Origin of the sequence: Singulisphaera acidiphila DSM 18658, from assembly GCF_000242455.2 — a bacterium.
Lineage (GTDB): Bacteria > Planctomycetota > Planctomycetia > Isosphaerales > Isosphaeraceae > Singulisphaera > Singulisphaera acidiphila.
This window is the reverse complement of record NC_019892.1, coordinates 1,668,675-1,695,302: the sequence shown is the minus strand read 5'-3', so window position 1 is coordinate 1,695,302 and position 26,628 is coordinate 1,668,675. Positions and strand designations below refer to the sequence as shown.

Genomic DNA, 26,628 nt, shown 5'->3' with positions numbered 1-26,628 from the left:
GGCCTGCGAGAGCCGTCCCGTGGGGATGCGAGCACTCAGACTCAGGACTGCGGCACCTGGCATGACTGGCCGCCGGCCGCCGGCAGGTAGCAGTTCTGCACGTAGTCCATGACCATTCGATCGGCGTTGAACCGCCAGGCCAAGGAACGCAGGGCATTCTTCTGCCGCTTGATCCAGCCGCGAGGCAACCCGTCGGTGTCGCGATTGTAGAAGAGAGGGATCACCTGGCCCGTGAGGGTCTCGCTCAGCGCTTTGTAGTCGCGCTCGTCCTGCACCGAAGGAACCGAATGCGACTGGCCGTACCCGATCGCGAACCCGTTGGTCCCGTCGTACGCTTCGGCCCACCAGCCGTCGAGGATCGAGAAGTTCAGGGCCCCGTTCAAGAGCGCCTTCTCCCCCGAAGTCCCACTCGCCTCCTGCGGCCGACGCGGGTTGTTCAACCAGACGTCAACCCCTTGAACCAACTGGCGAGCCACGTTGATATCGTAATCTTCGACGAAGACGATACGGTGCGACAGCTCTTCCTTGCGGGTCAGGCGGACGATGTTCTGAATCAGTTCCTTGCCAAAATGATCTTCGGGGTGCGCCTTGCCCGCGAAGATGAACTGGATCGGCCGGTCGCTGGAGTGGATCATCTCGATCAAGCGTTCCACGTCCTGGAGGACCAGGCCGGCGCGCTTGTAGGTCGCAAATCGGCGGGCGAAGCCGATCGTCAATGCGTTCAGGTCGAGGGCGGACTGGGCCCGCTCGATCGCAGCAGCCCCTTCGTCACGCTTCTGGGCCTGCGCGGTGAGCCGACGACGGACGAAGTCGATCAGCCTGGCCTTCAAGACCTGCTGCGTCTCCCAGAGCTCGGCGTCGTCGACCGCCTCGATGCTCTCCCAGGTCTCGGGGTTCCGGACCTGCTTGATCCAGTCAGGGCCGAGGTGCCGGCCGTAGAGGAGCTGCATCTGGGGGGCGATCCAGGTCGGCACGTGGACGCCGTTCGTGATATGCCCGATCGGCACGCTCTCTTCGGGCCGGTTGGGGTACAAGGGGTGCCACATCCGTCGCGAAACCTGGCCGTGGAGAGCGCTCACTCCGTTGGCGTGCCGCGAAAGCTTCAGCGCCAGGACCGTCATGCAGTATGGTTCGTTGAGGTCGGTCGGATAGACCCGGCCGAGTCCCATGAAGTCGTCATAAGACAGGTGGAGCGCCTCGCGCAGCTTGCCCAGATTCTCTTCGACCAGCGTGGCAGGGAACCGGTCGTGGCCGGCGGCGACCGGCGTGTGGGTCGTGAAGACGGTCATCCTCGCCACGTCGCGAACGGCTTCACCGAACGGGATCTCGTTGGCTTCCATCTCGGCCCGAATCATCTCCAAGCCCGCGAACGCGCTATGCCCCTCGTTGAGGTGGAGCACCGAGGGGTGAATCCCAAGCGCATTCAAGACGCGGACGCCACCGACGCCCAGAAGCAGCTCCTGCCGAATCCGAACCCGTGCATCGCCGCCGTAAAGCCGGGCGGTGAGCGCCAGATCGCTTTCGGAATTTCCGGGGACGTTCGAGTCCAGCAGCAACAAGGTCGTCCGACCGACGTTGACCCGCCAGACCCTGGCCTTGAGCACGCCGTTGTTCGTCTCGATCGAGATGATCAGGGGAGTCCCGTCCGTTCCCGTGACGGTCTCGATCGGCAGGAGGTCCGGATTGGCGTTGAGATACTCCTCTTGCTGCCAACCGTTGATGTCCAGCGACTGGCGGAAGTAGCCCTGGTCATAGAGCAGGCCGATCCCAATCAACGGGACGCCCAGGTCGCTGGCGCTCTTCAAATGGTCACCCGCGAGCACGCCCAAACCGCCCGAGTAGATCGGAAGGCTTTCGTGCAGACCAAATTCCGCCGAGAAGTAGGCGACCGGCCGCGCACGCAGGTTGGCGGCGTATACCGTTCCCCAGGAATCGGTATTCTTGAGATATTCGGCAAGGCGGCGAAACGCATAGTCGATTCGCGAGTCGAGCGCCATCTCGGCGGCCCGGCGATCGAGGACTTCCGCCGGCAGGCGTTTCAGGAACTCGATGGGGTTATGATCGACGCTGCGCCAAAGCTGAGGATCAAGTTCGCGAAATAGGCTGACCACATTCGGCTGCCAGCACCACCACAGATTCCGCGCAAGTTCTCGAAGCTTGTCAATCCGCTGCGTCTGACCCACCATGGCCGCCCCCAAACGAAATCCAGGATTCGTGAATTCCGAACCTCTCGCAACTCTCGATCCTTACGTATTGGGAGGATAGTATGGCCGAACCACGATCAAAAGCCAAGTCCTGGCAGGCGGTTCGGCTTGACCAGGACGCAGAGCCGGTTCTCCCTGACCCCTGCCTACAACCACGACTCAATCAATTTCCGGGAAGTCGACCGCCGTTTCCCGGGCACGCTCTTGCTTGCACGCAACAAAATGCTCGTCCAGCGACCACCCAATCGTGGGACCGGGTGAAACCACCCGGCCCCAATCTCAGGCTCGAGCCGTCTTTTTTTAGGAGGCGCAAGGGGCAGAGCAGTTGGGCTGGAGCTGCTGGCTAAAACTGGTTGGCATTGAGAGTTTCGTTGCCGTTTCGCGTGCCGATGGCCCACCAGGTATTGAGGTTAACCTGCTCCTTCACGAACCGAACGGAGCCGTCGGCCATGGTCAGATTCACCCCGCCGGGGTGAAGACTGGTGGCGTTCGAGGTCCCGAAGACGTCGAGCCCGACGCCGTTCGGATCCGTAATGGCCGAGCACTGCCGTGAGTTCGGCCCCCCGACGTGGTTGTACATCCCGAAATTGGCGTAGTAGGGATACGAGATCTGCCAACTCAGCCCGCGCGAGCCGACCCCCGTATTCCCGGGCGACGCGGCGAGGGTGCCCACCGGCACTGCGTTGCAGGCCGCCAGGAACTGGTACACCGTGCTCTGGTTCCGGACCAGGTTGTTGGGGTTGAGCGTGAACCCGGAATTGAAGAAGCCGCGAACCTCGCTGACCTTGCCACTCCCGGTGAGGACGGGAAGGTTGGTGCCGCTGACCCCTTCACTCCAGAGCGCTGTGTTGCTGGTGCCGTCGGTGATGGAACTCAGGCCGACGACCCCTGAGGTCTGCGCATTCGGATAATTGGCCGTCGTTGAGTAGTTGCCGCTCCCCATGTACGTCATGGTCGGGTTGAGCGGAACGAAGGGACCGCTGTAGCCGTTGAGCAGGAACGGGCCCCCGAGGTTCGCCAGATAGTTGGTCACCGGCTGACGAAGCAGCCGAGGCGTATCCGACGGGCAAAGGACGACCGAGAGTTGGATGTTGAAGACCGTCGTGTTCGCCCACCAGGTGGTCGGCCCATCGGTACTCGGCGGGTACGATCCGTAGACCCCTCGCCCTACGTTGTAGGCGTTATAAATCGTTCCCTGCTCGAGATATTGCAGCAGGCTCACCAGGGGGCTGGCACCATAGCTCCAACACAGATCCACTTGAGAGAAGGGATTGACGGCCGGGCAAGGATAGAGCGACGCCGAGGGGATGGTCTGATTGACCGACTCGTAGTTGTGGACGGCGAGCCCGAGCTGCTTCAGGTTGTTCGCACATGAAGAGCGACGGGCCGCCTCGCGCGCCATCTGGACCGCGGGCAAGAGCAGGGCGATCAACACGGCGATGATCGCGATCACCACCAACAATTCGATGAGCGTGAAACCTCGAGGTCGAACGTAGCGCATGCCGGACTCCTCCCCTTGTAAGTCAAAATCATCAGAACAAGGCCGAAGGAACGGGATGGCCAGGGCCACCAGCGCGGAGATCAGGCGGAAGCGAGCCCTGGTCGAGCTCTCGATTCGTGGGGGGACGAGAAATGTCAGGGTTGGCGACTACTTCGTCGCATTCTTCGAGGCGGCGGACGCAGAAGTGGTAGCCTTCAAGTCACTCTTGGCCCCGAAAACGGGGCTTCCTGCGGGAACCCCCGGACCGATGTTCGGTTGCTCGGTCGGCCCGGTGTCCGACAAGGCCCCCCCACAACCAGAGACACCGCAGAGACCGAGCAACAAGACGCCGACGGTTTGCAAGGCGATCGACCGCACGTTCATGCTCCCTCCCCACGACGACGCACGCGAGGGACACCCTTGAGTGAAGCGTTCCTCGAGCTACGCAGGTTTCGGAAACTCATCAGGTCGGTCACTTCAGCGATTTTATGAAATCGACCGATGTCACAGGTCTGACGCCCAATCTAAAGGCCTTTCTCTAACAGTTCAAGAAAAACCCGTCCACTGATTCCTTTTTCTTCCAGAGCCTCCGCTCCCGCCTCGGTCCCCGGCACGTTCACACCAAGAAAACCGCACACATTCACGCCTGAATTCAAGAGGACTTCCAAATCCGAATGCCCTCGGCCCGGCCAAAACAGGAATAAAAGCGAAAGGGGTGAGACACGACGCCAAGCCCGCCTCCTCTCTTCTTGGTCCGAGATTTGCTCCATGCTCCCTTTAGCAGCCTGCCGAACGAACACGAATCAAAAAATGGGGCAGCATGCCCCCCTTGGCTCATAGTGGAAGGGAGTTGCCTCCGATGGCCACCAACGATACCAGCCCGACCCTCTCGACGACGGCGGTCACCACGCGGTTCGATGGTCCTCCTACCGTGACCGAACCGGAGCCGGCCCATGCGCTTTACCCCCCTCAAGGGCCGGATCCGGCGGGGACCACCCCCGAAGCCGGCGATGCGACGGCAAACAAACCCGAAGTGGCGACTCAAGGGGCGGGCATCGAAGGGGAAGAGGTTGTCTGGGAAGCCCGATACGCCATGCGGAACTTTATGGGACGGATCGCCTTTCGCGCGTTCCTGACCGTCGCCTGGCTGGCGTTCGCCGGCTATGCGTGGGGATACCGGGCCGAGAACGACCTGGGATGGCTGGCCGTGACAGCCGGGGTCCTTGTCGGCCTGCTCTGGCTGGCGCTCATCTACCGGATGCTCCAGGCTCATTTTGGCCACCACTACCGCCTGACGACGCGTCGCCTGTTCGTCTCCACGGGCCTGATGCGACGGCGGCGAGACATGATGGAGTTGCTCTGCGTCAAGGACATCTTCACCCGCCAGACCTTGATCGAGCGATGGCTTTCGCTTGGAACCGTGGTCGTTGTCTCCTCCGCGCATGACCTGCCTGTCTTCTACGTGACTGGCGTCCAGGATCCCAAGGAAGTCATGGACCTGATCTGGCACCACGCCCGTTCCGAGCGGGATCATCGCAGCGTGAAGGTCGACAACATCTGAGCCGCAACCCGCAAATGAAGGCGTTCCGCCCCGCAACGCGCGCATTCCAGGCCTTGCCAATTGCCAATAGGCCCATGACTCTGTTCTGATTCAGTGACCGCATGCCTGTCGAGACTCTTTTGAAGCGTGGTCCTACCCCGCGAAGCATCTTTTGCTTGGCGGGTTTCGGATTCGGATGCGGAATTCGCCTGTCCTTTTGAGTGCCTTGGAGCCGAACTGCAATGCCTACCGTGACAGTTGAGGACGAGAAGTCGTTCGAGGTCGAGTCGGGAACGAAGTTGGTCCTCGCGATCGAAGATGCCGGAATCGACATCATGCACCGCTGCGGCGGCAATGCACGTTGCACGACCTGCCGCGTCCAGATCGTCACCGGCGAGCCTGGCCCGATGGGTGAGCTCGAGCAGGCCCGACTCGCTCGCGAGGCCAGCCTAGCCCCGGACATTCGACTCGCCTGTCAGATCCGCGTCGACTCCGACCTGACCATTCGCGTGCTCGGCCGCGCAGCAGCTTCGGGCGTCACGCCCGGCCCTCGCCCAGCCGATTGACGAGCGTTCCGCCCACTCCTCAATTCAATCCGATTCAATTCCCCTGGGACCGCGGGCGCCCCGCCCACTCTAGATTCATTTGAATTGAACAATTGAATTCAATTCAATTGCGGGCAGGTCGCCTGCGGTCCCAGGGAATGCGGAAAACGCTTGTGAATTGTGCCACAAGAGCGTTCCCCGTTGCCCCCGAGCCGACCGGGAAATGCGGATCAAGAAGGCCATTTCCCAGCCGGACAGTCCTCGTGGGGCAGCCGAGCCTTGGCGGCGGTAATGCACCCGCAGACACGACAGCGCACGCCCGTGAACATCTCGCAGGGCATGCAAGTCGCCAGCCGCGCCTGGTAGACCTCCAAGGGGACGGTCTTGAACCCCGAGCCTGCAAATGCCGCAGCCGCCTTGGTGGCGGTCAGGGCCATGCGAAGCAGACCAGGGCCAGCCGTGGTCGTCGGGGCCTGAGGCTGGAGCTGCGCATTGGTCGTGATCACGCTCGCGTCGAAGCCTCCACCCGCGCTGAGAGCCGACGCTCTCGAGGCATTGCCCGACCGATAGCCGGCCAGATGCTGGGCATATGGCTCAGCCTGCGGCTTCCTCAGTCGGCGAAGCAGGTCGACGGCCTCTTCCCCTCGCGCGATCGCCCTGTCCAGTTGGCCGAGCTCGGCATGGGCGATTCCTGCATACCAGAGCAGCATAGCCACATGCTGAGCATCCCCCAAGTCGCGGGCAATCGCCAGCGCCTGCTCGAAGTGAGTAAGAGCCCTGGCGTGGTCGGCCCTCCCTTGTTGGGCATGCCCCAGGTGTTCCAACGCGACCTTCTCAGTATAGCGGTCGCCGACCTCGCGAGCGTAGGCAATCGCCGACCCGAGCATCGCGATCCCCTGATCCAGGTGACCCAGTATCAGGACAGCCTGGGCCAGGTTGATCGTCGCGTCGAGTTCCCGTGCCCGATCACCGAGCCGGCGAGCCCCATTGAGCGCTTCCTCCAGCAGCGACACCGCAGGCTGAGCATCGCGTTTGTGCAGGTAGGCGACAGCGAGGTCGATCAGGGCCGTGACCTCGCGAGAACGATCCCCAGCCTGACGTGCTTCGTTCAGCGCGCGGTTGGCAAGCTGGTGCGAGGCAATTACTGGTGGCAGGTCGGTCGCCGCCGGTGTTGGTTCGGCCTTGACCTGATCGGGTTCGACACCAATAACCAACCAGAGATTTCGGCCAATCCCCCGGATTTTGCGTAATGTGGGCCATTGCCCCCTGATTCGAGCTTCGTCGAGTGAGCCCGTCTCATCCTCGGCCCAGACGAGCAAGAGGTCAGCCCGCCTCGGCCCGGATCGTTCGCAATTCCCCCCGCCGGGGAGCGCCCAACTCGGTTCGGTTTCCGTCCTGACCAGGCGGCGGAAGAGGCCCGATACGTCAAACCCAATTCGCTGCCGCGCCGGGGTCAAGACAGCAGCCACAAAGCTGATGCCTTCACTCGAAGTCACCGTCGCACCGGCCGCCGTGCCCACGCGATCCCAATACCGGAATCCATTCACCTGGGCACCAGGGAGCCATAAGACGAGGCGACCGTCTCCCGACGCCGACTCGGCTAAAACCCCATCGTCGAGCATCAATGGGTACCCGCCAGGAAGCTCCATCAAGATCGTACCTCATTACTCAATAATAAAACACGAAACCACTCACTCCTAAATATTCTGAATAATCAACCACGCCCAAAGGACGTGGTATTAGGAAGGCCCCCCCGAGGGGGCCGTCTACGTGAGGTAGCCCCCGTTGGGGGCGTGGATGTCAGACTCGCAATACACTGCTCACGGTCCCGCTCGTGTCGACCGCAGCCCCTCGCTCGGAGTCTTTCAGACCGATCCCGAGGGTGACTTACGGAATGCTAGGAATGCACGCCGGATCGCTCGAAGCTCTTCGGGTCGCACGGCCAAAGGCCGTGGATTTAGAACATATTAAATTCTGGCCCAACTTTCGTTCCACAAGGCAAGGCCAGCATGGCGCATAGCAAGAATTCCTTCCGCAAACAAGGAGAAGCGTACTGCCGCTGCCTCTCATCGAGGCAGGGAAAGATTGAGACAAACTTGCGTTCCAGCTCCTGATCAGTGTCCATAGAATCGCCGATTCAATAACTTCCTGAAATTATGACCCGCTCGGGACCGCCCGGTAATTCCATTTCGAGGGGAGGGAACTTCATCGAACATAATCTTCATGTCTTTCTTGAAACCTTCCGCATACTTCCGCCCCGCCTGGTACTCCTTGCCCAGGATCCCTACCGTCATCCGCAGCCCCGTGCTTGTCTGCTCCTTCTCCATCAACTCCTTCACCAACTCCACACTCTCGAAGATCACCCCTTGGTACACTCGGGTCACATGGGGGAACAGCCTGTGTTCGATCGGATTGTACTTCGAGCTGTGCGGGGGATAGCGCGCCACACGGATCCCGATCCCGAGCCGGTCGACCAGTTGCTGAAGATCCACCTTGAAACAGGTAATGGCTGGCACTGTTGCTGCCGCCGCACTGCATCAGGACGGAATTCGCCCGGGGATAGATCGCCCGGCCCTGGCCCTCCCATCATCGTTCAAGGCTGCCACAGGCGAACTCACCGGTGTCATCCGCCCCTTTTTTTACGGACCCGCTAGCCGAGATCGTCGGGGAGTTTGACCCAGGTCCTCTTGCGAATGGTCTTGGGATCACAGCCCAGCAGGGTGGAGACATAGGCCGTCCTTCTGTGGCCCAGCTTGGCGGCCTCGATAGCCGCATACCACCTGCCGTCCTTCTCCGAGAGCGAGTCGCATAAAGCACCGCATCGAGTGCTCAATCTCGGGGCTGCACGTCATGGGAGGGCATCCGTTGCGAGGTCGTGATGATCCTGGCTAAGGTTATCGATCTGGGCGAGAACCAGGAAATTATTGAATTGGCGATCCTAACTCGATTGCCGGAGCCAAAACTCGGATATAAAGTGCATTTCGTCCCAGCCCTTAGCTGCATTTCTGGGACCTTGGAGTCGGTGACGGCCTCGCCTACCTTAACAAGCGGATTGAGAGAATGACGGCTGGCCTTTGCATCTACGTCATCCCAGTAAATCCGTGTACACCTAGCACCCGAAAGCTTTTCTCGTCCCTCCGAACATTATCCTCGCAAGCTCTAATAATCCCAATCCATGAGCATCCCATCATGTCCTTGACGTAGCAGTCAGGAGTAATCAGTCACGTAGGTAGTAATTTCAATTTCGGCATCCAATTGAACTGCAAGCTCAATCATGCTTCTAGTGATCAACACAGAGCAATTCGCGGTATCAAACATACAAGCAACGTTAAGATACAGCTCAACATTATCGCTACTCTTTAGAACCGCAAAATCAAGCGTTGCCTTTTTGATTTCCGTGAGAAGAGATTGAAAATGGTCTTCGATTGAGGCGGCAGGCTCTGCCAACGAGTAAACTCGCCATACTGTCACTCCAGACTCCCCAAGGTCTTTGCAGTCGTCCATGCTAGGCAAATTCAAAATATTTTGTAATTCTTGAAGCGTATGAAGAAAAGAAGCAATTTCAAACGAAACAATATATTTTTTCACGTATGAACTCCATTGAAATAACTATATTCTGCCAACATTTACAGAATGAATGCCAGTTTGTATGGAACTCCAGCATAGCTGGAGTTCCATACAAACTCGAAATCAAGTTGATATTGCTCATCTAGTGTTAGAATCGATGGCCACCAAGATTCGGCCGTTGATCGCCGCAATCCTCCCCCCAATCAGCACCTCGCCCATAATCATCATTGCCACCAATGATCTCGTTGGGGTCATCTGGCACCCAATTTGGCCCCCAATCAGCACCTTGCCGCCCATAATCGTCATTACCACCAATAACCTCGTCTCCAATACGAGGTGCCCGCTGAAGCATGTCAGCCAACGCATCTTTATCTTTTATGAGCTGATCGATGATAATTGGGCCAAGAATTGACAGATAGGAGCCTCCTGACCTACCGCCTGAACCTTTGCCTCTATCTTTCCTGCCCCCTTTTCCATCAGGTCCTGGCTTGCCTTTGTCAAGCCACTCTTCGTAAAGGTCTAAGGCTTCCTCTGCTGTAGCGTCGAGGTCGCCCTTTTTCTTGCACTGTCTGTGATACCAATTCCAGAATGGGTCTGGCAATCCATATTTTTTATCTTTTGGTGCAAGCCCTGAGCTATCGTTTAGCAACACAGGCGAATTATTCACATAGCGATACAGATTCACATCTCCTGCTGCAAACCTGATTGGGTCCTGGCTGGTCCAACGCCCTAGCATCGAAGAATAATCGCGATGCCGGAAACTATACAATTCGCTCCCGGCATCATACCGTCCACCTTGGTGAAGGTATACCCATCCGTACGCGCTGGTACCCCGCGAACTCCAGTTCGACGCCAGAACGTTCACCTGCCCATAAGGATCGTAAATGTATCGTTCGACCACTGCTCCGGTTCTATCCGTGATTGCTGTCACATTCCAGTTGGCATCCTGCTGGACGTAAAGCCGCTCTTCGAGGATTCCATCGAGGCCGCTGATGACATCGCGATCCCTTAGCACCAAGGCATCGACGTAAGTCGGACTCCATACATTCTGGGCAACGGCAACTCCGCTGATTCGTTCCTCAAGCATCTGCCACTGGGCTGAGTAATAGAGATGCACCACCGTGCCATTGTCGCCGGAGATCCGCCGGCCGAGAGAATCATAGGTATAATCCACCAGAAGGTTATTGTTGGAATTCTTTACCTCCATGAGGCGGTTCCAGCCGTCATAGACAAACCTCCGCCCTGTCTCATCGGTCGTCATGTTTCCGTTGGCGTCGTAGGTCAACGTCGAAGCGCCAACCCCGGTCACCTGGTTCTGGGCGTTGTGGTTCCGGGTCTGGGAAGTTCCGTTGGTTGAGACGCTCTTCCAGTTACCCAATGCGTCGAAGTCCCATGCCTGGCTCCGCGACGGACTGGAAACCGTATCTAGAGTACCACCAGGTGTAGACGCCGACAGCGCCCCCCGAACGAACCCGGTCAGTTGATTGAGCGAGTCGTAGCCGTTGCCGGAACCACTGGCGTGGTAGAGCTCGTCCATCGCTGAGTCGAGCAGATTGTCACGGTATAGTCGGTTCCCATTGCGATCGTAGCCGTACTGGAATCGGTCGGTGGCCGTGCCGGTGGAGGGATTGAGCCAGCGCTGATCGATGATTCGGCCGAAGCGGTCCAGCCCCGTGTATTGGTCGCCAGCGTCTCCGTTCGACTCACCAGTCCGCTTGATATAGGACAGACTCACACCAGGCTCGGGGCGTGAGCGGCTGACGACGGTATTCAGACCAAGGTATTTATAATCTTCCAGGTGGATACCGACACCACCTGATCCATTATCGTCAGCCAGGTAGCCAATCCGGCTGATGTAATCGTCCATACCGACAGTATAGCCGTAACGGAGGATCCGACCGTCAGGATAAGTCATGCTGGTAAGACGGCTGAAGTTGCGACCGTAGATTGCATAAGATGCCGTATAGCCATACTGGACTTTCGGTGTCGTAGAAGTGTTCACTGCTCCGCTGTGCGATTGGTATTCGGTAATAAGTTGGCCGAAGCCGTTGTAGACTCGAAGCACCTGGTTGACCACGCTACCACCGCTAGCTGCGTTGTAGCTTGTCAGAAATACCGGCCGGCCCGCAACATCGTAGGTGGTCTCGAGGCGTAAGACGCTCCGGTCGATTCCACTTCCCGACGTCGTGATTGCGTCGGAGATCTGGCGGCCCAGTACGTCGTAGGTGTATGTGTGAGTCGTTCCATTGCGATCGGTTGCCGTCTTGACCTGCCCCAAGGCATTGTAGGTGAAGACCTCCTTTTCGGTCCCACTGGCCGCGCCGGTACTCTTGTCGGGGTGGCGCACCTCGGCCACCAGATTATTGCTGACGAGGGCACTCCCCCCCGTCGTGTTGACACCGTAAACGTACTCGGTCGTCTGTCGGCCACCCCCCGGCAGGACGACATTCAAGGCAACGAGATTTCCATTGCCGTTGTAAGTGTACTCGATGGTCTTGTTGGTCGTGTCGGTGGGGATACCATTGGTATAAGCCTCAATCGTCTTGGTCGTCCTCCCCATGGCATCGTGAAACGTCCTGCTGGCGATGCCACGCGGGTCAGTGACAGTCCGTAGCCATCCTGCATCGTCGTAATCGTAACTTGTCACCAACGCCGTGTCGGACCGATTGGGGATGGTTGAAGTCCACAAATAGGTCGATCCACCATTGGTGCCAAGATTGACAACGGCCGTAGGTCGATCGAGGGCGTCGTAGTAGCTGGCGACATAAGAAACGCGTGGGGCGTGAGGGAACACCGGATTACTAAGTGCGCCTGGGTATAAATCGTCGTGACTTCGTTCGTAAGTGGTCGTGAGCAGCACGTTGCCGTTGGCGTCGTACAGATAATCCACTTGCTCGAGGACGAGGTCAAAATTGGGCGTGTTTGCATCATCCCAGTCGGATCCACCTCGTCCATCAGACGTGTAGATCTTAACTTTCCTCCCGGCTCCATCGTAGACGATCTCTTGCGTGAGCCCCCCCGGGACTTGATGCCTAATAATATTTCCACGTTGGTCGTACCAGTACCCTACAAAAAGATAAGCTATCCAGCTATCCGTTCCCGTAACTTGGTCAACAGCGTAGGACTTAGACAGAAAAAGACGCCCCTGGTTGTCGTAATCGTACGTTGACAAAGCACGCCGGAACGACGAATTCGGCTTGTCGGGAACACCATCACCATTGGCGTCCGTAATGGTGATGCCATCACCGTCGAAGACTTCGTTGACGATCGTCTGGCCCAGGTTGTTCAGGGTCAGATAGGTGATCGGCCGATTAACGTCAGTCGCCTCGCTCGCCTGGACGCCGACTTTGCTCGCGATGAGCCGGTCTCGCCAGTCGTAGAAATAGTCAGTGACTCTTGCGGCGGCCCCTCCACCGGGATAGAGCGTAGCCTTGGTCAGATTGCTGTCGCCGACACCGCCGTTGTCATACACGTAACCACTAACTTGAACCATATTGTTAGGCGCACCAGCACCATGCGGATCGAAATCGGTTGCGCCTGTATCGTTGGTGCCAACCCAAACACTGACAACCCGCCCCAGGTCGTCATGAACTGTGCGTGTGATGGTACCAGTCGGGTTCAACACCCGATCAAGGCGGCCACGCTGGTCATAGTGATAGATGTCGGCATGGTAGTTTCCGGTTGTGCTATTGTTGCTCGCGGCGCCGAGCTGAGCCGTTGAAACAGAATAGGTGAGTCCCGCAAATGAAAAGTAAACATCGGACTCAATAATCTGGCCGCCGCTATTGGTGATGTCTCTGCGAAGGCTCTGGATGTTACTCCCGTTGATGATCTCCTGACCCGTCGGAGCGCCAGTCACGAGGTTGAACGTGGGAGAGGCGTTGGTCGTCAAGACCTCGTAATAGACCGCTTGCTGCCCTGCAGGGGCGCCCGCAACGGGGCGGTACTCGCGTATGACCTCGATCGGTCCGGTGGTGGTGTGCGTTGTTGCATTCCAGCCACGGTAGATCCGATACTCGTGCTGCGCATCGTTGAAAACGATATAGGTGACGTTGCCATTGGGGTCGATTTCCTTGATCGTACGTCCCAGGCCGTCAACCTCAGATCGCGTGATCAGGTGCAAGCCGCCGCCGACGGGCGTCACCCAACCGCTTGGCAGGGCCGTGAAGTCACTTGTCCGGGTCGTGTTAACGTCCCTGATCGTCTTGACGACAGCCCCTGTCAGGGAGTCATAGGCAATGAAGTTGATAAAACCGCCACCGTCCTTGGTCCAGATTGGCCGCCCGTACTTGTCATTGACCACGGTCATGACGTCCGCAGTGCCCGGCCCGTACTGGTTCGATGAGATGACAGGCAGTCGGACGGTCGTCGACTCGACCTGATTCGTGCCTGTGAACCAGGTGTAGGCGTAGCTGGTCGTGCGAGGATTGCGGTCGGAGAAGTCAAGCGCGGTTCCACTGTCCAGGCCGAAAACCGTGTCGGTGGCGATTTGATAAACCGTCGCCCCGCCCGTGGTTCGGGCGTAATAGGTCATAACCCCCTGGACGATCTGCGTGCCGACCTCTCCTCGTTGTACGTACGTGCTCTTCAGGAGGCCGGAGGCACCGCCAGCGACAATGTCTGTTGCCGTCGTACTCGTGTAATAGCTGAATGTCTGGATGAAGCCACTGTTGTCGTTGAGGTACTGATAGTTGCCGCTAACCTCATGCAACAGATCGCTGTAAGCATCATCGTAACCGCTAATTGCCGACGGCTCGGCGTGCAGGATCAATCGTCCTTGGTTGTCGTACCGATAGTAGGTCGCCCACTCGCCAATCACACGGGTAACCGTGGCTTGGTCGAAATACGGCGTTGGCACGACCATGGAGCCATCTATGCCAGGACCATAATAATTATAGGGGAGAGTGAATCGAAGTGTGTTGGCGTTGACCCGAGTCACGGTGAACACACCGTTATACAATTGCGGAAGAACGCCGGTTATGGCAATGCGGTCTCCAGTGCTGTAGGGATGGCTGGGAACAGTGAGCGTAATCACAGCACCACCGCTTGACATTAAAGGTGCCTGCATATCCATCACAGCCAAACTTACGCGATCGACGTCCACGAATACACTCAAAAGAGCCTGGCCGACTTCGTTCGTGTAGACGATCTGACGATCGTTGTCCCCCCAAGCGGTGGTATTATTCGGCAGAAACTCCGTGGTCTTCATTCGCCAGGTATTATACTCAATCGAATTGTAGCCTATAGCAGTCGTCTCATATGCATAAGTTTTGTCAAAATTATTGGCGGCGTACTCGTACTTGTAAGTGCCTTGACCACCGGTGCAGGCTGAGCATCCGGCCCCTTGTGCAACCTCTTCGACAACTCGATACCGACTGCCCATGCGGTAGCCAGTCCGCAAGAAATAGTTATTATTAGAGTTCCATGAGTCTGCCCCGAAGGTTTCTGCATTGCCATCTGCACCAACATGATCAGCCCATCGCTCGTACTTGAAAAAGTGGTTCACATACGCCATTAGAGTTGTGTCTGACGCTGCCTGATAGCCTGGGACAGCGGCGGCCAACCGCGCCAACGATTCGCCTTCAATCACGGTCTTGAGCCCGCTGAAGAGGAGCATGTCGGAAGCGGCGGGTGCATTAGGATTGTAAGCGCCAAACGCCGGCTGGATCGGGCTCGGGCCGCCAGTCGTGGCGGCGTTGTTCGTCGGTCCTTTCGACGTAACGTTGTTCGACTCGCCAGTAAACTTATAATAGCGATAGTATTTGCTCTCGACCCCGTACCAGGTGGTCGATCCTCCTGAGACGATGGCATTCTCGATCTCAGCCAACTTCAGGTCACCCAGGCGGCCGTTGAGGTCGTTCTGCCACCCCCCCATGCCGTTGGAGACCCGCCCCGTGTAGTAGGTATACTGAGCACGCTGCACAGCCTTCCAGCTGCCTGACCCGTCGGGGCGCTGGAGTGTGACGCTCGCCAAGAGTTGTGCCGGCGTCCCTACCACGGCCGTGACCAGATCATTGGTCACGGTTGCATAAGCGTAGCTCAGCCGTCCGGCGTCACCTGTGGCGGTATCGTTGAAGGTGACGCTCGTCAGAGACCCGCTGGAGTCGTAGCTGGCAGTGCTCTTGGTTGAACCATTGGCCGAGGTGTAGCTCTTGAATCGGCCGTACTTCTGAGCCAGATTCTCCGCCATCGAGCCGGCGACGGGCTTGCCGTTCAAATCGCGGCGGACGTCATAGAACTCGGTGACGTTTCCCTGGGGGTCGGTCAAACGGAGCGCCGGCGAAGGGTTGGGGATATACTCAAGCTTGCTCGGCTCAGCACCCCATGGGGCGTAGGAGGTATACGGGCCGGTGCCAGGAATTGAGAACGTGAACGCAGTGGTGCCGCCCGCGACGACCGTGATTCGATCGTCCTGCCCTGTACCTGGCATAATGCCGGTACCAGGGGTCCCGCCAGGAGTTGACGCCCCGTTCGTGCCTCCGGCGACGACGATATAGGGGAGTTCGCTGATGGCCCAGCCGTTGCCGTTGGGGCCAGAATTATTCAACCCGCTCCAGGTCCGGGTATGGCCCCAGGACTGTCCAAACGGGGACGCACTCGCCTGGAGATCGGCCGTAAAGATGAGCGGGGTACCATCGAAGCTGCGCACGGGTTTGGTCGTCGCAACTGCCGGCCCAGCTCCGGTATTGGGCTGAGGCGAGTAGATTGGGCTACCGGGGCAACAGGTCGGCCCCGTAGGGAGGGGGGTCTCCTCAATGGGACCGCTCGAGAAATACCCCAGTACAATTCGCGCTTCCAGAGCATCGAAGGAGCTCTGGTAGGACTTCTGGCGACGACGGCTCATGGTGGTGTCCTTGGATCGTGGACCGGCCACCTATCTCGGCGCGCAACAATGCCGAGAAGAAGACCGGGGGGGAGAGTCTTCGGTCAAGGACGAATAAGAACAGCAAACGCGAATTCTTCTGCTAGTTCAGTATTTGCGTAGAATTCCGTTGACTATTTTTGTTTGGGAGCGTGTTTTCTTACATGCATCCCTGAAAATTAGATCAGCGATGGGCCAATATGAATTGTTGCGCTGGCGCTCGCAAGAGACTACTCACAGGATGGCGTCACCAAGATATCCGAAAAACACTTAAACACCCAGAATAACAAAAGTTATAGCGAAAAAAAATTTCTCGATTCACGTATTTTTAGGCTTACTGCCTAGCGTGAACCATGATACATGCTTAGTTGAGATCGCTTATCTCATTCTTCACGGAAGGGCTTCGGCTAGCCTGCAAGGCCATAACCGTCAGTCGGACGTTTTTGATAAAATGACACGGTAGTGAGCAAAGGTCGGCCGAGCGCTACGAAGCGTGGCCCGGTTACTTTACCTTACGACCTGCGCTGCCAAGATGGCCACTCAGGGGGCTAACTCTCCCTGTGAGCGTCGGCGGCTTCGCGTGGGTTTGCTGTCAGTGGCCGACCAAACTCGGAGTGATGAATCGCACCGTGGGGAGGTTACGTACGCAGGTCATCTCATCGATTCGTGACGACGGAGATGAAAGGCCCTCGCTCATCGGAGCGCGAGATGACAGATCAAGGCGGCAGCCGTCATGCGTTGGAGCAGTCTCCGCTTCAAAAGCGGGCGGGGCACCTACGACCCCAGGGCTGACGCCGTTGTCTGGTTAGAGTTGAACTCTTGCGACGGTCATTCTTGAGTCACGTTCACCCGCTCGGACCACTCTGAAAAAAGAGACACAGCTCACACGAAAATCGCTCGATGGGACACCTTGTTCCTGAATATCAGGGACCTCGATACTTGGGCACAGAACGCAACCCAAGTCCCACCAGTCTCCTGCTCAGGATCATGCGTCGGCTAGCGCGAAGCGCGGGACGGCCGCTCCTACTTGACGTGCTTGGGGTACTCCCAGCGGCCGACGTTTTCGCGGAGCCAATCGTAGTAGAACCGGACCCCGCGATCCTTCTCTCCTGAGCCGTAGCCGCCCCGCTCGGGATTCGGGCCCGTGCCGGTTGCCGTGCTGACTCCTTCGCCGTAGGCGCTGTGGAAGATCATGGCACCGCGCGGGAGCGTCAGGTAGTTCGCCCAATCCTTCTTCATCGAATCGAGATGGAACGCGTTGAAGATGCCTTCGTTTCCTGGTTCATCGTTGTCGTGAGTCTCGGCATTGACGACGAAGCCCTGCTCGGGGATCGGCATCTCCTCCTGGAAGAAGCGGATCTGCACGCCCGGATAGTCGACGGCTGAGCCTGACTTGTGGTTCGGGCAGACACCGGCCTCGATGTCGGGAGCGGTCGCATGGAACCAGGCGGCCAACTTGGCCTTCTTCGTCGGCCCGTCAGGCTCGCGGAGGATGTCATGGTCGGCCCGCACGGGATGGCTGAACTCGTGCATCAGGTTGACGAAAACATTCTTCAGACGCCGCTCGGTCAAGAATCGACCGGTCTCCTCCATGGCCCGCTTCACTGCGGCTTCGTCGCGAAGTTCCTGATCCTTGCGCGGTTGGAGCAGGTAGAGGGCGACAACCATATCCCGCTTGTCCGCTTCACGGATCAGTTCTTCGAGTCGATCGACGAAGTCGGGGCGAAGGGTGCCGTCGCTCCGGTATCCGTTGGGCCCGGCGTCAACGCTGGGAAAGCCGCCATTCGTGCCCTGGAGGGCGACACTGATCAGGTTGATCCCGTGGGCTGTCATCGTGTCGAGGCAGCGAATATGCCGTTCGGTCACGGCCGGGCTCATCAGCGCATTGTTGCAGCGAATCCCCCAGAGCTTGACCGGTTGCCCCCCCAAAAAAGCCTGATTGTCCCGGATCTCGAACTCCTTGGTCGGCTGAGGCGCCGGGGTATCGGCCTTGACCCATGCCACGCCGGGGCTAAGCAACCCGGAGAGGGAGACCAGAGCGAGGATCGCTCCCAGGGTGCGCGTCATCGGCATCTCGTCCACTCCAAAACAAGAAAAGATATTCAAATTTCGAGGCCGGTCAGAGCGAGTCGAACGAGATGACCTCGCCGCCGCTCCGCATGGGGATCGAATGCCAGGTGGCGACATTCGCGCGGTTCGTGACGAATTGCACATGCCCGCCGGTCATCAGGACGTTCACTCCACTCGCATAGAAGCTCCAAGCCCCTGTGCGAGCGATGGCATTATTGTCCGAGGACAATCAGAGCATGGACTATTTGGAGATGTGCCGGGGGTACTCGTAACGGCCGACGTTGTCCCGGACCCACTCGTAGTAGAACCGGATGCCACGGTCGGTGGGTCCGGTGCCGTAGCCACCCATCTCGGGGTGGGGGGCCGTGCCGCTGAAATTCGTGATTCCCTGGCAATAGGCGCTGTGAAAAAGCATGACGGCGTTGGGCGCCCTCAGGTAGCGTTCGCAGTCGGCAAAGATGGCCGCTTTGTGCCCATCGTTGAACCAGCCGTCGTTCTGATAGGCGTCCTGCTTGTGGGTCTCAACGTTGACCACAAAACCCTGGGACGGAATCTCCGCCTCCTTCTGGATGATTCGCACGTCCATGCCAGGGTAGGTGTCGGCCGTTCCCGATTTGTGCGTCGGGCAGACGCCGACCTCGATGTCGGGGGCGACCGCCTTGAACCAGGCGGTCAGCTTGGCCTTCTTGGCCTCACCCCCGGGCTCGCGGAAAATTTCGTGGTCGATTCGTTCGGGATGGTCATATTCATGCATCATGTCGACGAAAACATTTTTGAGCTTACGACGCACAAGAAATTGGCCTGTCTCCTCGACGGCGCGTTTGATGGCCGCCTCATCGTAGAAATCCTGATCTTTGCGGGGCGAGAAGAGGCCAACCATGACGACCATTCCCCGCTTATCCGCTTCGCGAACCAGCCACTCCAAGCGGCGGGCGACGTCCGGCTTGAGGCGACCATCGCGCCGATAGCCGTTCAGCCCCGCATCAATGTCGGGCCATCCGCCATTGGACCCTTGGATGTAGAGGCCCAGAAAGTTGATCCCGTGGGCAACCATATTATCGAAATTGTTAATATGACGCTCAGTAACCGTGTCACTGAGCAACGCGTTGCCGCACCTGAGGCCCCAAAGATCGATCTCCTTGCCGGCCAGCACCGCGCGATCGTTCCTGATCTCGAACTCGCGCGTCGGCTCCACGGGTCCTTCGACCGGGTCGGCAGCAACGGCCCACTCCGCCAGAAGTAGACATGCAGCCGCCACCAAGGCAGACGTCACAATGGTCCTCAAGCTCTGGCTCATCTCTTTGGTTTCCTCAAAAGGGATGCCAACGGACGACCGACCGAGCGGGACACTCAAGTCTAAAAAACGGGTGATCGCCCTCGCTCCGGTCCGAGCCCGTAGGAGGCTGATGGCCGAAACTAACAAACGAGGCGACCTACGACAAGAGTCAGGCCGCCATCGTTGGCGAATCGACGATCACCGGGATCAAGACCAGCATGGAAGGAAGTACCGCTCGAGTACGACCGCCGACATCTCACCTCGGTGATCCCCTTTACCAAGGGGGAAAGGTGGCGAGGTCAAGCTTGTCGTAAGCGAAGGCTAAAGCAGCGATAGCGGCCCGTATCCGCTTTACAGAAGGGGGGACGTGCAGTCGGCCCCGGCTCGAGACTCATTTGTTGAGTTGCGACAAGGCGCAAAAAAAGAACGATCTGACGGCCCATGAGAATGGGACAGTCGATCGCAAGAGTTCTCCGGCTTCGTGAGGTGGTCACACGAGCAGAGCGACGGGGGAGTGACTCGGCAGTTCAAGAAACAAGAGAAAAAAAAGGAGAGGGGGAATCACCGATTCCGGGCATCCGCCTCCCCCTCAAATCCCAAAAACCTTACTGCGCTTCCGAGCACTTCTTGCAGCGTGCGATGTGCTTACGAACCTGGCCGCCGCATCGCTTGCAGCGTGAGTACTTGGCCTGACGCATTTTCTTCTTGCGAGGACGGAACGGCACAGGACACCTCGTCGATTGATTTGTGTGCACTCCCGCCGACTCGGCCGGAGCAGAAGAGGAAGAGTCTAACGGATTGGGGTGTCCTCCCGCCAGGGGACTTGGCGTAATTCGAACCCAGGCTCACGGAACCGTCGTTTTCTCGCGTGGAGGAGACCACGATTCGGCCGACTCGATCCCCCCTGGCCGTTGTCCCGCGACCGTCCCGACCGCAGAATAAGTGGGCCGTCCCGCCTCTCCTCGTCAAGGGACGCCTTACCGAGATTGGGATCGTATCACGAGGGTAGGAGCATCGTCATTATGAATGGGAAGTACCGAGGACTCACCAATCTCGGAATGGTTTGGCTGGTCGTCGCCACGACCTCAGCCGCCGCGGCGCCCCCCCTCACCGAAGTTTCCGAGCGGGCCCGACGCGTCCATGATTCCGCCATCCTGTTCGACGGACACAACGATCTTCCCTGGCTCCTCCGCGACCTCGGCGACGTCCGGTTCGAGAAGATCGACCTCTCCAAGCGGCTCGAAGCGACCCAGACTGATATCCCCAGGCTTCGTGAGGGGGGGGTCAAAGCGCAATTCTGGTCGGTCTACATCCCGAGCGGGCAGCCCAACCCGGCGCGAACCGTCACCGATCAGATCGACCTCGTCCACCGCATGGTTGAGCGCTACCCTGATGACTTCGCGATGGCCTATTCGGCCGACGACCTCGAGCGCATCGTCAAGGAGGGCAAGATCGCCTCGTTGATCGGTATCGAGGGGGGAGTCGCAATCGAGAACGATCTGGCTGAGATCCGGGCCTTTCACCGCCTGGGAGCCCGCTACATGACGCTGACCCACAACGTCACCCTCGACTGGGCCGACGCCGCCACCGACGTCCACCGGCACCACGGCCTCACTCCCTTCGGCGAGCGCGTCGTCCGCGAGATGAACCGAGTCGGGATGCTCGTGGATATCTCCCACGTCTCTACCGAAACGATGGCCGCCGCCCTCCGCGTTTCTGAAGCCCCGTTGATCGCCAGCCACTCAGGCGCGTTCGCCATCGCCCCGAGCCCGCGAAACGTGCCCGATGACATCCTCAAGGAATTGCCCCGCAACGGAGGCGTCATCATGGTCAACTTCTACTCCGGCTTCGTCGTCCCCGAGGCAGCGCGGGAGACCGCCAAGGCTCGCCAGGAATTGCGGGAGAAATACCCGGACCCCGCCGAGTTCAGGAAGGCGATGTCGGCGTGGACCGACGCGTACAAAATGCCGCGCGGGACGATCTCGGACGTCGCCGACCATATCGAGCACATCATCAAGGTGGCCGGAATCGACCATGTCGGAATCGGCTCCGACTTTGACGGGATCACCTCCTGGCCGGTCGGCCTCGAGGATGTGTCCTGCTTTCCCCGTCTGACCGAAGAGCTCTTGAAGCGTGGCCACTCCGACGACGACGTCCGGAAAATCCTCGGCGGCAACGCCCTCCGCGCATTTCGCGAAGCGGGCAAAGTCGCGTTGAAGCTTCAGCAGACAAGGCAACCGGAGGTCGATCAACCGACACGGTCGCGCAAGGACTGAGAAACTGGCCAGAGCTCCACGCTGAGCCACTTTTCCAACGGCCGGGCGGGCTGAATTCAACCCGCCCGGCCGGTTCGGAATGAACGAATCGTCGAGACTTCCCCCATCATCCCGGTAGGTGATTCACGGCCGGCCGCCATGCATCAGAGCGTCTTTAAATATTCAATCAGGTCCGATCGCGCTTCGTCCGCCAGATCGTCACCGAAGCGGTGTCCCCCGTTGCTGAGTCCGAAGCGTGACGTGTCATAGATAAACTGGGCCTCAAACGGAGGGAGCGGCGGGGAAGGGGGGTCGGCGACGACCGTGAACTTCCAACCCACTTGAACCTGATCGTAGTGCTCCAATCCAGTCGAAGGGGGTCGCTTGAACCGCGCAGGTCGATCGACCGACTTGAGGAGCGCGGCGAGCGTGGGGACGGACCCGTTGTGCAAGTAGGGGGCTGTGGCCCAGATGCCGTCCAGAGGAGGTGCCTGATAACCGACCATTTCGGGATCGGCCGGGTAGTCCTCGGCCAGCCAGGTCGTGTTGTAATGCGCGACGAGCCGGTCGGAGAGCCCTTGGGCCCGCGCAGGATCGGTGCCGATGACCGCCAATTCGACGACGCGATTCGGGTAGTGGCCGTCCGGACCGTAGGTGCCGTGGCACTTCACGCAGGTCTTCGCGAAGACGGTTTTCCCGCGCTCCGCCTTCGCTGCGTCGATCGCGAACGGGTACTTGGGTGGCTTGAGACTCTTCATGTAGGCTTGGATATCGCGAAACGTCGGCTCCAGCTCCTTCAGTTCCTCGAGCGACTTCTCCGCGAGGAAGAACTGCAAGATCGACCGGACCGAGCGCGCGTCGGTCCTGCCGTCGTAGTACATAGTCGTCTTGCGGGCGAGGTGCCACCACGGTGGGACATCGAGTTCCGGGAGATTGGCGCCGAGGGGCAGGGGGATCTTGCGCACCGAGAGGTCGGAGTTGCGCACGCTCAGGAGGACCGCCGAGATCATCCCAGCATTCACGGTGCCCCGCGCAGTGTTGAGGTGAAAGAGACTGGGTGGGAGCCGACGATCGTCAGCACGAGTCAGGTCGTAGAGCAAGGCTCGCATATCGAGAGTTGTATTGCCCAACCCGACATAGCTCTGGCCCCCGATCGAGCCGCCGTGGCAGACCATGCAGTCAATCTGCATGCCAGACTTCTCACCTGCGCGGCGTAGCCCCATGGGAAGGCCGTCGTTGGGAAAGGGGGCCGGGTGCAGGCCATAGCGCTGGTTGAACGCGGCCGCATAGGCGTCGGCGGGAGTGTCCGCAGCAGGAGCGTTCTCGCCCCAGAGTGAGCCCGCGCGACGATACGCCGCACCGCTCCAGCCCGGTTTCAAATAACCGGTCGAGGTCAGCGCCACCCGACCCCGTTCGACGGCGGCCGGGTCGGGCGAATCGCCGGAGGACCAGGATGGGCTCAGAAGCAGAATACCGGCGACGACAAATCCACGGATTCGCAAAGACCTATTCATCGGTCGACCTCCCCGGCACCCGCCGAAAAAAGGGTGGGCTCACCCCTTCCGGCTCTGGGGTGGTCCAATGGAGAGATCCAGGCCCAAGTCGATTCGCCTGAGGTCCCTCGAATCCACTCACCGTGAAAAGGGAAAAAAGAGGAGGGGAGGCGCGGGGCCTCCCTCCCCTTAATACTTAGTTATAGTCGCTTGTGGTCGGCTCGGGAATGGTCCACGTCACTTCACTTTCGCCGGGATCTTGTCCTGGAAGATGCCCTCTGCCGGCGTCGCCCCCGGCTCGATCGGCTTGATGCGGATATTGCGGAACTGGACCAGGCTGGGGGGACCGGTGTACTTGCCGTCCTTGAAGCCGCCGTGATGCTGCAACAAGAGCGGGCCTCGGGCGGGAATTCCGGGCAACTGGGCGTTCTCGATCACCGTGATGCCATTGAGAACCACCGTCAAGCGGTCGCCGATCAGGGTGATCGTGAACTCATTCCACTCGCCGACCGGGCGATCGGCCTGGGTCTTCGGCGTCACCCCAGCGCGGACCTCTGGCGGCATCTTTGCGTCCATCCGGTAGCCGTAAACTTCCCCCGAGCCGATCGGCCAGCACCACATATTGACCTGGCTCTTCCCCTTCGGGTCGCGAAGAAAAATTCCCGAGTCGCAGTCCGGCAGCGTCAACTGAATCGGCTTGCCGTGAATATCCTTGGCGTGGGTGCCGTTGGGGAGGACGTAAGGGACCCGGGGATTTTGGTACGGGGCTTCCTTGAGCCGCCAATCGAGCTTCAGGACGAAATCGCCATACTCCTTCTTACTGACCAGGTGCTTGTCGCCGGGCGATTCACTGCGAGCATCGTAATCGATCACGCCGTCGAGCACTTTCCAGTGGCCGTTGTCCCCCTCGGGAATGATCCATTGGGAGAGATCGTGACCATCGAACAGGGACGTGAAGCCCACATCGGCACTCTCCGCCGCCGGTGCGGCAAGGACGAGAGCGGCGGAAAAAATCAACGAATGAAACATCGATCGGGTCTCCAGGTGTGGGCAGAATTCTTCCAGCGTTCGCAGACAGGAAATTCACGCTAACCCGGCTTCAAGACCACGTCAATTGATCGCCCGGTGTTTGTGGCTTCACGGCTCCCCAAACCCTCTCTCAACTCCCTTCAGCGGTGAGGAGCCATCGTTGGCAACTCTGCGTCAAGAAAATGGCGAGCCCTGGTCGACTCATCAATTTTTTCCGATCCTGACGAATGACCCCAGTGTTGTTTTGGATGCTTGAACGGCAGTCCATCGACAACGGGTGGACACTCCCGTTAGAATCACCAGAATCGGTCGAACACGCGGGACCGCCTTCGGCTCTCGCGACTGGATCGGAGTCATCTCATCGGGGAGAGAGCGCTGATGGGACCCGCCGAGATCGTGGCGAGTTTGAAAGAGCTCTGCGTCGAAAAAGGGCCGCGGCTGACCACCGAGCAGATCGTGGACTGGATCGACCAGCAGGCTGGTTTCGAGTCAGATGCTGAACTACTCGCATTCGCCAAGAAGATGAAGGCACGCCAGTTCGCCCGAATGCTCGAGTACGAAGACGAGGAGTCGAGCCTTCGGATCAAGCGGCTCTGGAGCTTCTACGACCCCGAGCTCGGCCGGCGATTTTATGCCGACATCCTCCAGATGCCCGACGATCGCCGACGACGCCTAGTTCGGCAGTACGCCCAGTTCCTGGACCAGCTCCGCTCGGTCCGGCGTGCCATGGCCGACTACTTCGCCGGCCAACAATTCTTCGACTTCTACGTCGGAGAAGAAGATGAAGAGCTGGTCCTGGAAGCGGCACCGGCGACGGGCGGACGAAGTCGACGTCGATGACTCGTCTTGACCGCGTCCCCCGTGGGCCGAGACAATGGTCGGTCTTCGCCCTTTTGTTGAGAAATGGCTGCGCCGCGCGACGAGACGAGTTGAGAGGACCGTTGGAATTATGTCCGCCACATCCGAGTCGAAACAGATCTCTTCGCAGTGGCCCGATGCGCTTGGCCGGTTCGGCACATTCGGTGGCCGGTACGTTCCGGAAACCTTGATGGAGGCGCTCAACCAGCTTGCCTTGGAATACGAGCGTGCCCGGGTTGACCCGGAATTCCAGGCGCAGTTGAACGACTACCTGTCGAACTACGTCGGCCGTCCCTCCCCCTTGTTCTACGCCGAGCGCCTGAGCAAGCTCGTCCAAGGGGCCGCGATCTACCTCAAACGTGAGGATCTGAACCACACCGGGGCCCACAAGATCAACAACGCGTTGGGCCAGGTCCTGATCGCGCAGCGGATGGGTAAAACGCGGGTAATCGCCGAGACCGGGGCAGGGCAGCATGGCGTCGCCACCGCGACCGCCTGCGCGTTGACCGGCCTCGAATGTACCGTGTACATGGGTGAGGAAGACATCAGGCGGCAAAAGCTCAACGTCTTCAACATGAAAACGTTGGGCGCGACCGTCGTGCCGGTCACCGATGGGACGCGGACGCTCCGCGACGCGACCAACGAGGCGATGCGCGACTGGATGGGATCGTCGCGGCAGACCCATTACACGATCGGCAGCGTGGTCGGTCCGCACCCGTTCCCAATGATCGTTCGCGACTTCCAGTCGGTCATCGGTCGGGAAACCCGCCAGCAGTGTCTCGACCGGCTGGGCCGCTTGCCCGACGCCGCCGTGGCCTGCGTCGGCGGCGGTTCGAACGCGGCGGGCATGTTCTATCCCTTCATCAACGACGCCGAGGTCGAACTGATCGGCGCGGAGGCGGGGGGGCGGGGACCGCAACCCGGCGAGCACGCCGCCAGCCTGACCCAGGGGCGGCCGGGCGTCCTGCACGGTAGCCTCAGTTACGTGCTCCAGGACGACGACGGCCAGACCGAGAACGTGCACTCGATCTCCGCCGGCCTCGATTATCCCGGCGTTGGCCCCGAGCATAGCTACTGGAAGGACACCGGCCGAGTCCGCTACGAAAGCGTGACCGACGCCGACGCCCTGGCTGCCTACGCAACCCTGGCCCGGCAGGAGGGGATTCTTCCCGCCCTGGAGTCGAGCCACGCGGTGGCGCGGGCCTTGGTCGAGGCCGCTCGTCTCGGGCCCGGCAAGATCATCGTCATCTGCCTCTCCGGTCGAGGAGACAAGGATGCCTATGAGGTCGCCAGGCTCCGTGGGGAACCGATGTCGTAAGCGTGGTCGATGACCGACGTTGCCTCATAACGACATCCCCGACCCACCACGTGGTCGAGCCGACAGAACTCGACGGTCGAATCTGAACCCAAGGCAATTCGGTCTTGCATCGAATGGACCCGAGGCCGAAA

16 protein-coding genes are annotated in these 26,628 nt (G+C 59.4%); 6 read left to right on the top strand and 10 right to left on the bottom strand.

Going from position 1 to position 26,628, the window contains the following annotated elements; all coding sequences use genetic code 11:
* Positions 1–41 precede the first annotated feature (41 nt).
* A complete protein-coding gene (gene glgP / locus SINAC_RS06625; RefSeq protein ID WP_015244910.1) occupies positions 42–2,186 on the bottom strand; it encodes an alpha-glucan family phosphorylase in 2,145 nt (714 codons plus the stop codon).
* 361 nt (positions 2,187–2,547) lie between these two features.
* On the bottom strand, positions 2,548–3,705 hold the full coding sequence (locus SINAC_RS06620; RefSeq protein WP_015244909.1) for a DUF1559 family PulG-like putative transporter: 1,158 nt from the start codon (positions 3,703–3,705) through the stop codon (positions 2,548–2,550).
* Between the two features lie 55 nt (positions 3,706–3,760).
* Here SINAC_RS06620 and SINAC_RS06615 point away from each other — a divergent pair, with 55 nt between their 5' ends.
* From SINAC_RS06615 to SINAC_RS06605, 3 genes are all read left to right on the top strand, one after another.
* Positions 3,761–4,108: a hypothetical protein gene (locus SINAC_RS06615; protein WP_015244908.1), complete on the top strand. Its 348-nt coding sequence runs from the start codon at positions 3,761–3,763 to the stop codon at positions 4,106–4,108.
* 435 nt (positions 4,109–4,543) lie between these two features.
* A complete protein-coding gene (locus tag SINAC_RS06610; RefSeq protein ID WP_015244907.1) occupies positions 4,544–5,245 on the top strand; it encodes a PH domain-containing protein in 702 nt (233 codons plus the stop codon).
* Positions 5,246–5,466: 221 nt separating this feature from the next.
* Positions 5,467–5,790: a 2Fe-2S iron-sulfur cluster-binding protein gene (locus tag SINAC_RS06605; RefSeq protein WP_015244906.1), complete on the top strand. Its 324-nt coding sequence runs from the start codon at positions 5,467–5,469 to the stop codon at positions 5,788–5,790.
* A gap of 209 nt (positions 5,791–5,999) precedes the next feature.
* Here the strand turns inward: SINAC_RS06605 and SINAC_RS06600 are convergent, their stop codons facing one another.
* From SINAC_RS06600 to SINAC_RS06570, 6 genes are all read right to left on the bottom strand, one after another.
* A complete protein-coding gene (locus tag SINAC_RS06600; RefSeq protein ID WP_015244905.1) occupies positions 6,000–7,418 on the bottom strand; it encodes a tetratricopeptide repeat protein in 1,419 nt (472 codons plus the stop codon).
* Positions 7,419–7,883: 465 nt separating this feature from the next.
* Positions 7,884–8,285, bottom strand: coding sequence for an ISAzo13-like element transposase-related protein (locus SINAC_RS06595; RefSeq protein WP_154673634.1), 402 nt, complete (start codon positions 8,283–8,285; stop codon positions 7,884–7,886).
* Positions 8,286–8,976: 691 nt separating this feature from the next.
* Positions 8,977–9,357: a hypothetical protein gene (locus SINAC_RS06585; protein ID WP_015244903.1), complete on the bottom strand. Its 381-nt coding sequence runs from the start codon at positions 9,355–9,357 to the stop codon at positions 8,977–8,979.
* Positions 9,358–9,484: 127 nt separating this feature from the next.
* The gene (locus tag SINAC_RS06580) at positions 9,485–16,180 is read right to left on the bottom strand and encodes an RHS repeat-associated core domain-containing protein (protein ID WP_015244902.1); all 6,696 of its coding nucleotides are present in this window, start codon (positions 16,178–16,180) and stop codon (positions 9,485–9,487) included.
* A 1,041-nt stretch (positions 16,181–17,221) separates the two neighbouring features.
* A complete protein-coding gene (locus tag SINAC_RS06575) occupies positions 17,222–18,271 on the bottom strand; it encodes a hypothetical protein (protein WP_015244901.1) in 1,050 nt (349 codons plus the stop codon).
* A gap of 238 nt (positions 18,272–18,509) precedes the next feature.
* The gene (locus tag SINAC_RS06570; protein WP_015244899.1) at positions 18,510–19,565 is read right to left on the bottom strand and encodes a hypothetical protein; all 1,056 of its coding nucleotides are present in this window, start codon (positions 19,563–19,565) and stop codon (positions 18,510–18,512) included.
* 1,001 nt (positions 19,566–20,566) lie between these two features.
* Here SINAC_RS06570 and SINAC_RS06565 point away from each other — a divergent pair.
* On the top strand, positions 20,567–21,820 hold the full coding sequence (locus SINAC_RS06565; RefSeq protein WP_015244898.1) for a dipeptidase: 1,254 nt from the start codon (positions 20,567–20,569) through the stop codon (positions 21,818–21,820).
* Between the two features lie 143 nt (positions 21,821–21,963).
* Here the strand turns inward: SINAC_RS06565 and SINAC_RS06560 are convergent, their stop codons facing one another.
* Both SINAC_RS06560 and SINAC_RS06555 read right to left on the bottom strand, forming a co-directional pair.
* The gene (locus SINAC_RS06560) at positions 21,964–23,313 is read right to left on the bottom strand and encodes a c-type cytochrome (RefSeq protein WP_015244897.1); all 1,350 of its coding nucleotides are present in this window, start codon (positions 23,311–23,313) and stop codon (positions 21,964–21,966) included.
* A 216-nt stretch (positions 23,314–23,529) separates the two neighbouring features.
* A complete protein-coding gene (locus tag SINAC_RS06555) occupies positions 23,530–24,321 on the bottom strand; it encodes a 3-keto-disaccharide hydrolase (RefSeq protein ID WP_015244896.1) in 792 nt (263 codons plus the stop codon).
* A 378-nt stretch (positions 24,322–24,699) separates the two neighbouring features.
* Between SINAC_RS06555 and SINAC_RS06550 the strand changes: the two genes are divergently transcribed.
* Both SINAC_RS06550 and trpB read left to right on the top strand, forming a co-directional pair.
* Positions 24,700–25,161 (top strand): hypothetical protein, encoded by a 462-nt coding sequence (locus SINAC_RS06550; RefSeq protein ID WP_015244895.1) that lies wholly within the window; start codon positions 24,700–24,702, stop codon positions 25,159–25,161.
* 109 nt (positions 25,162–25,270) lie between these two features.
* Positions 25,271–26,497, top strand: coding sequence for a tryptophan synthase subunit beta (trpB, locus tag SINAC_RS06545; RefSeq protein ID WP_015244894.1), 1,227 nt, complete (start codon positions 25,271–25,273; stop codon positions 26,495–26,497).
* The last annotated feature ends 131 nt before the right edge of the window (positions 26,498–26,628 follow it).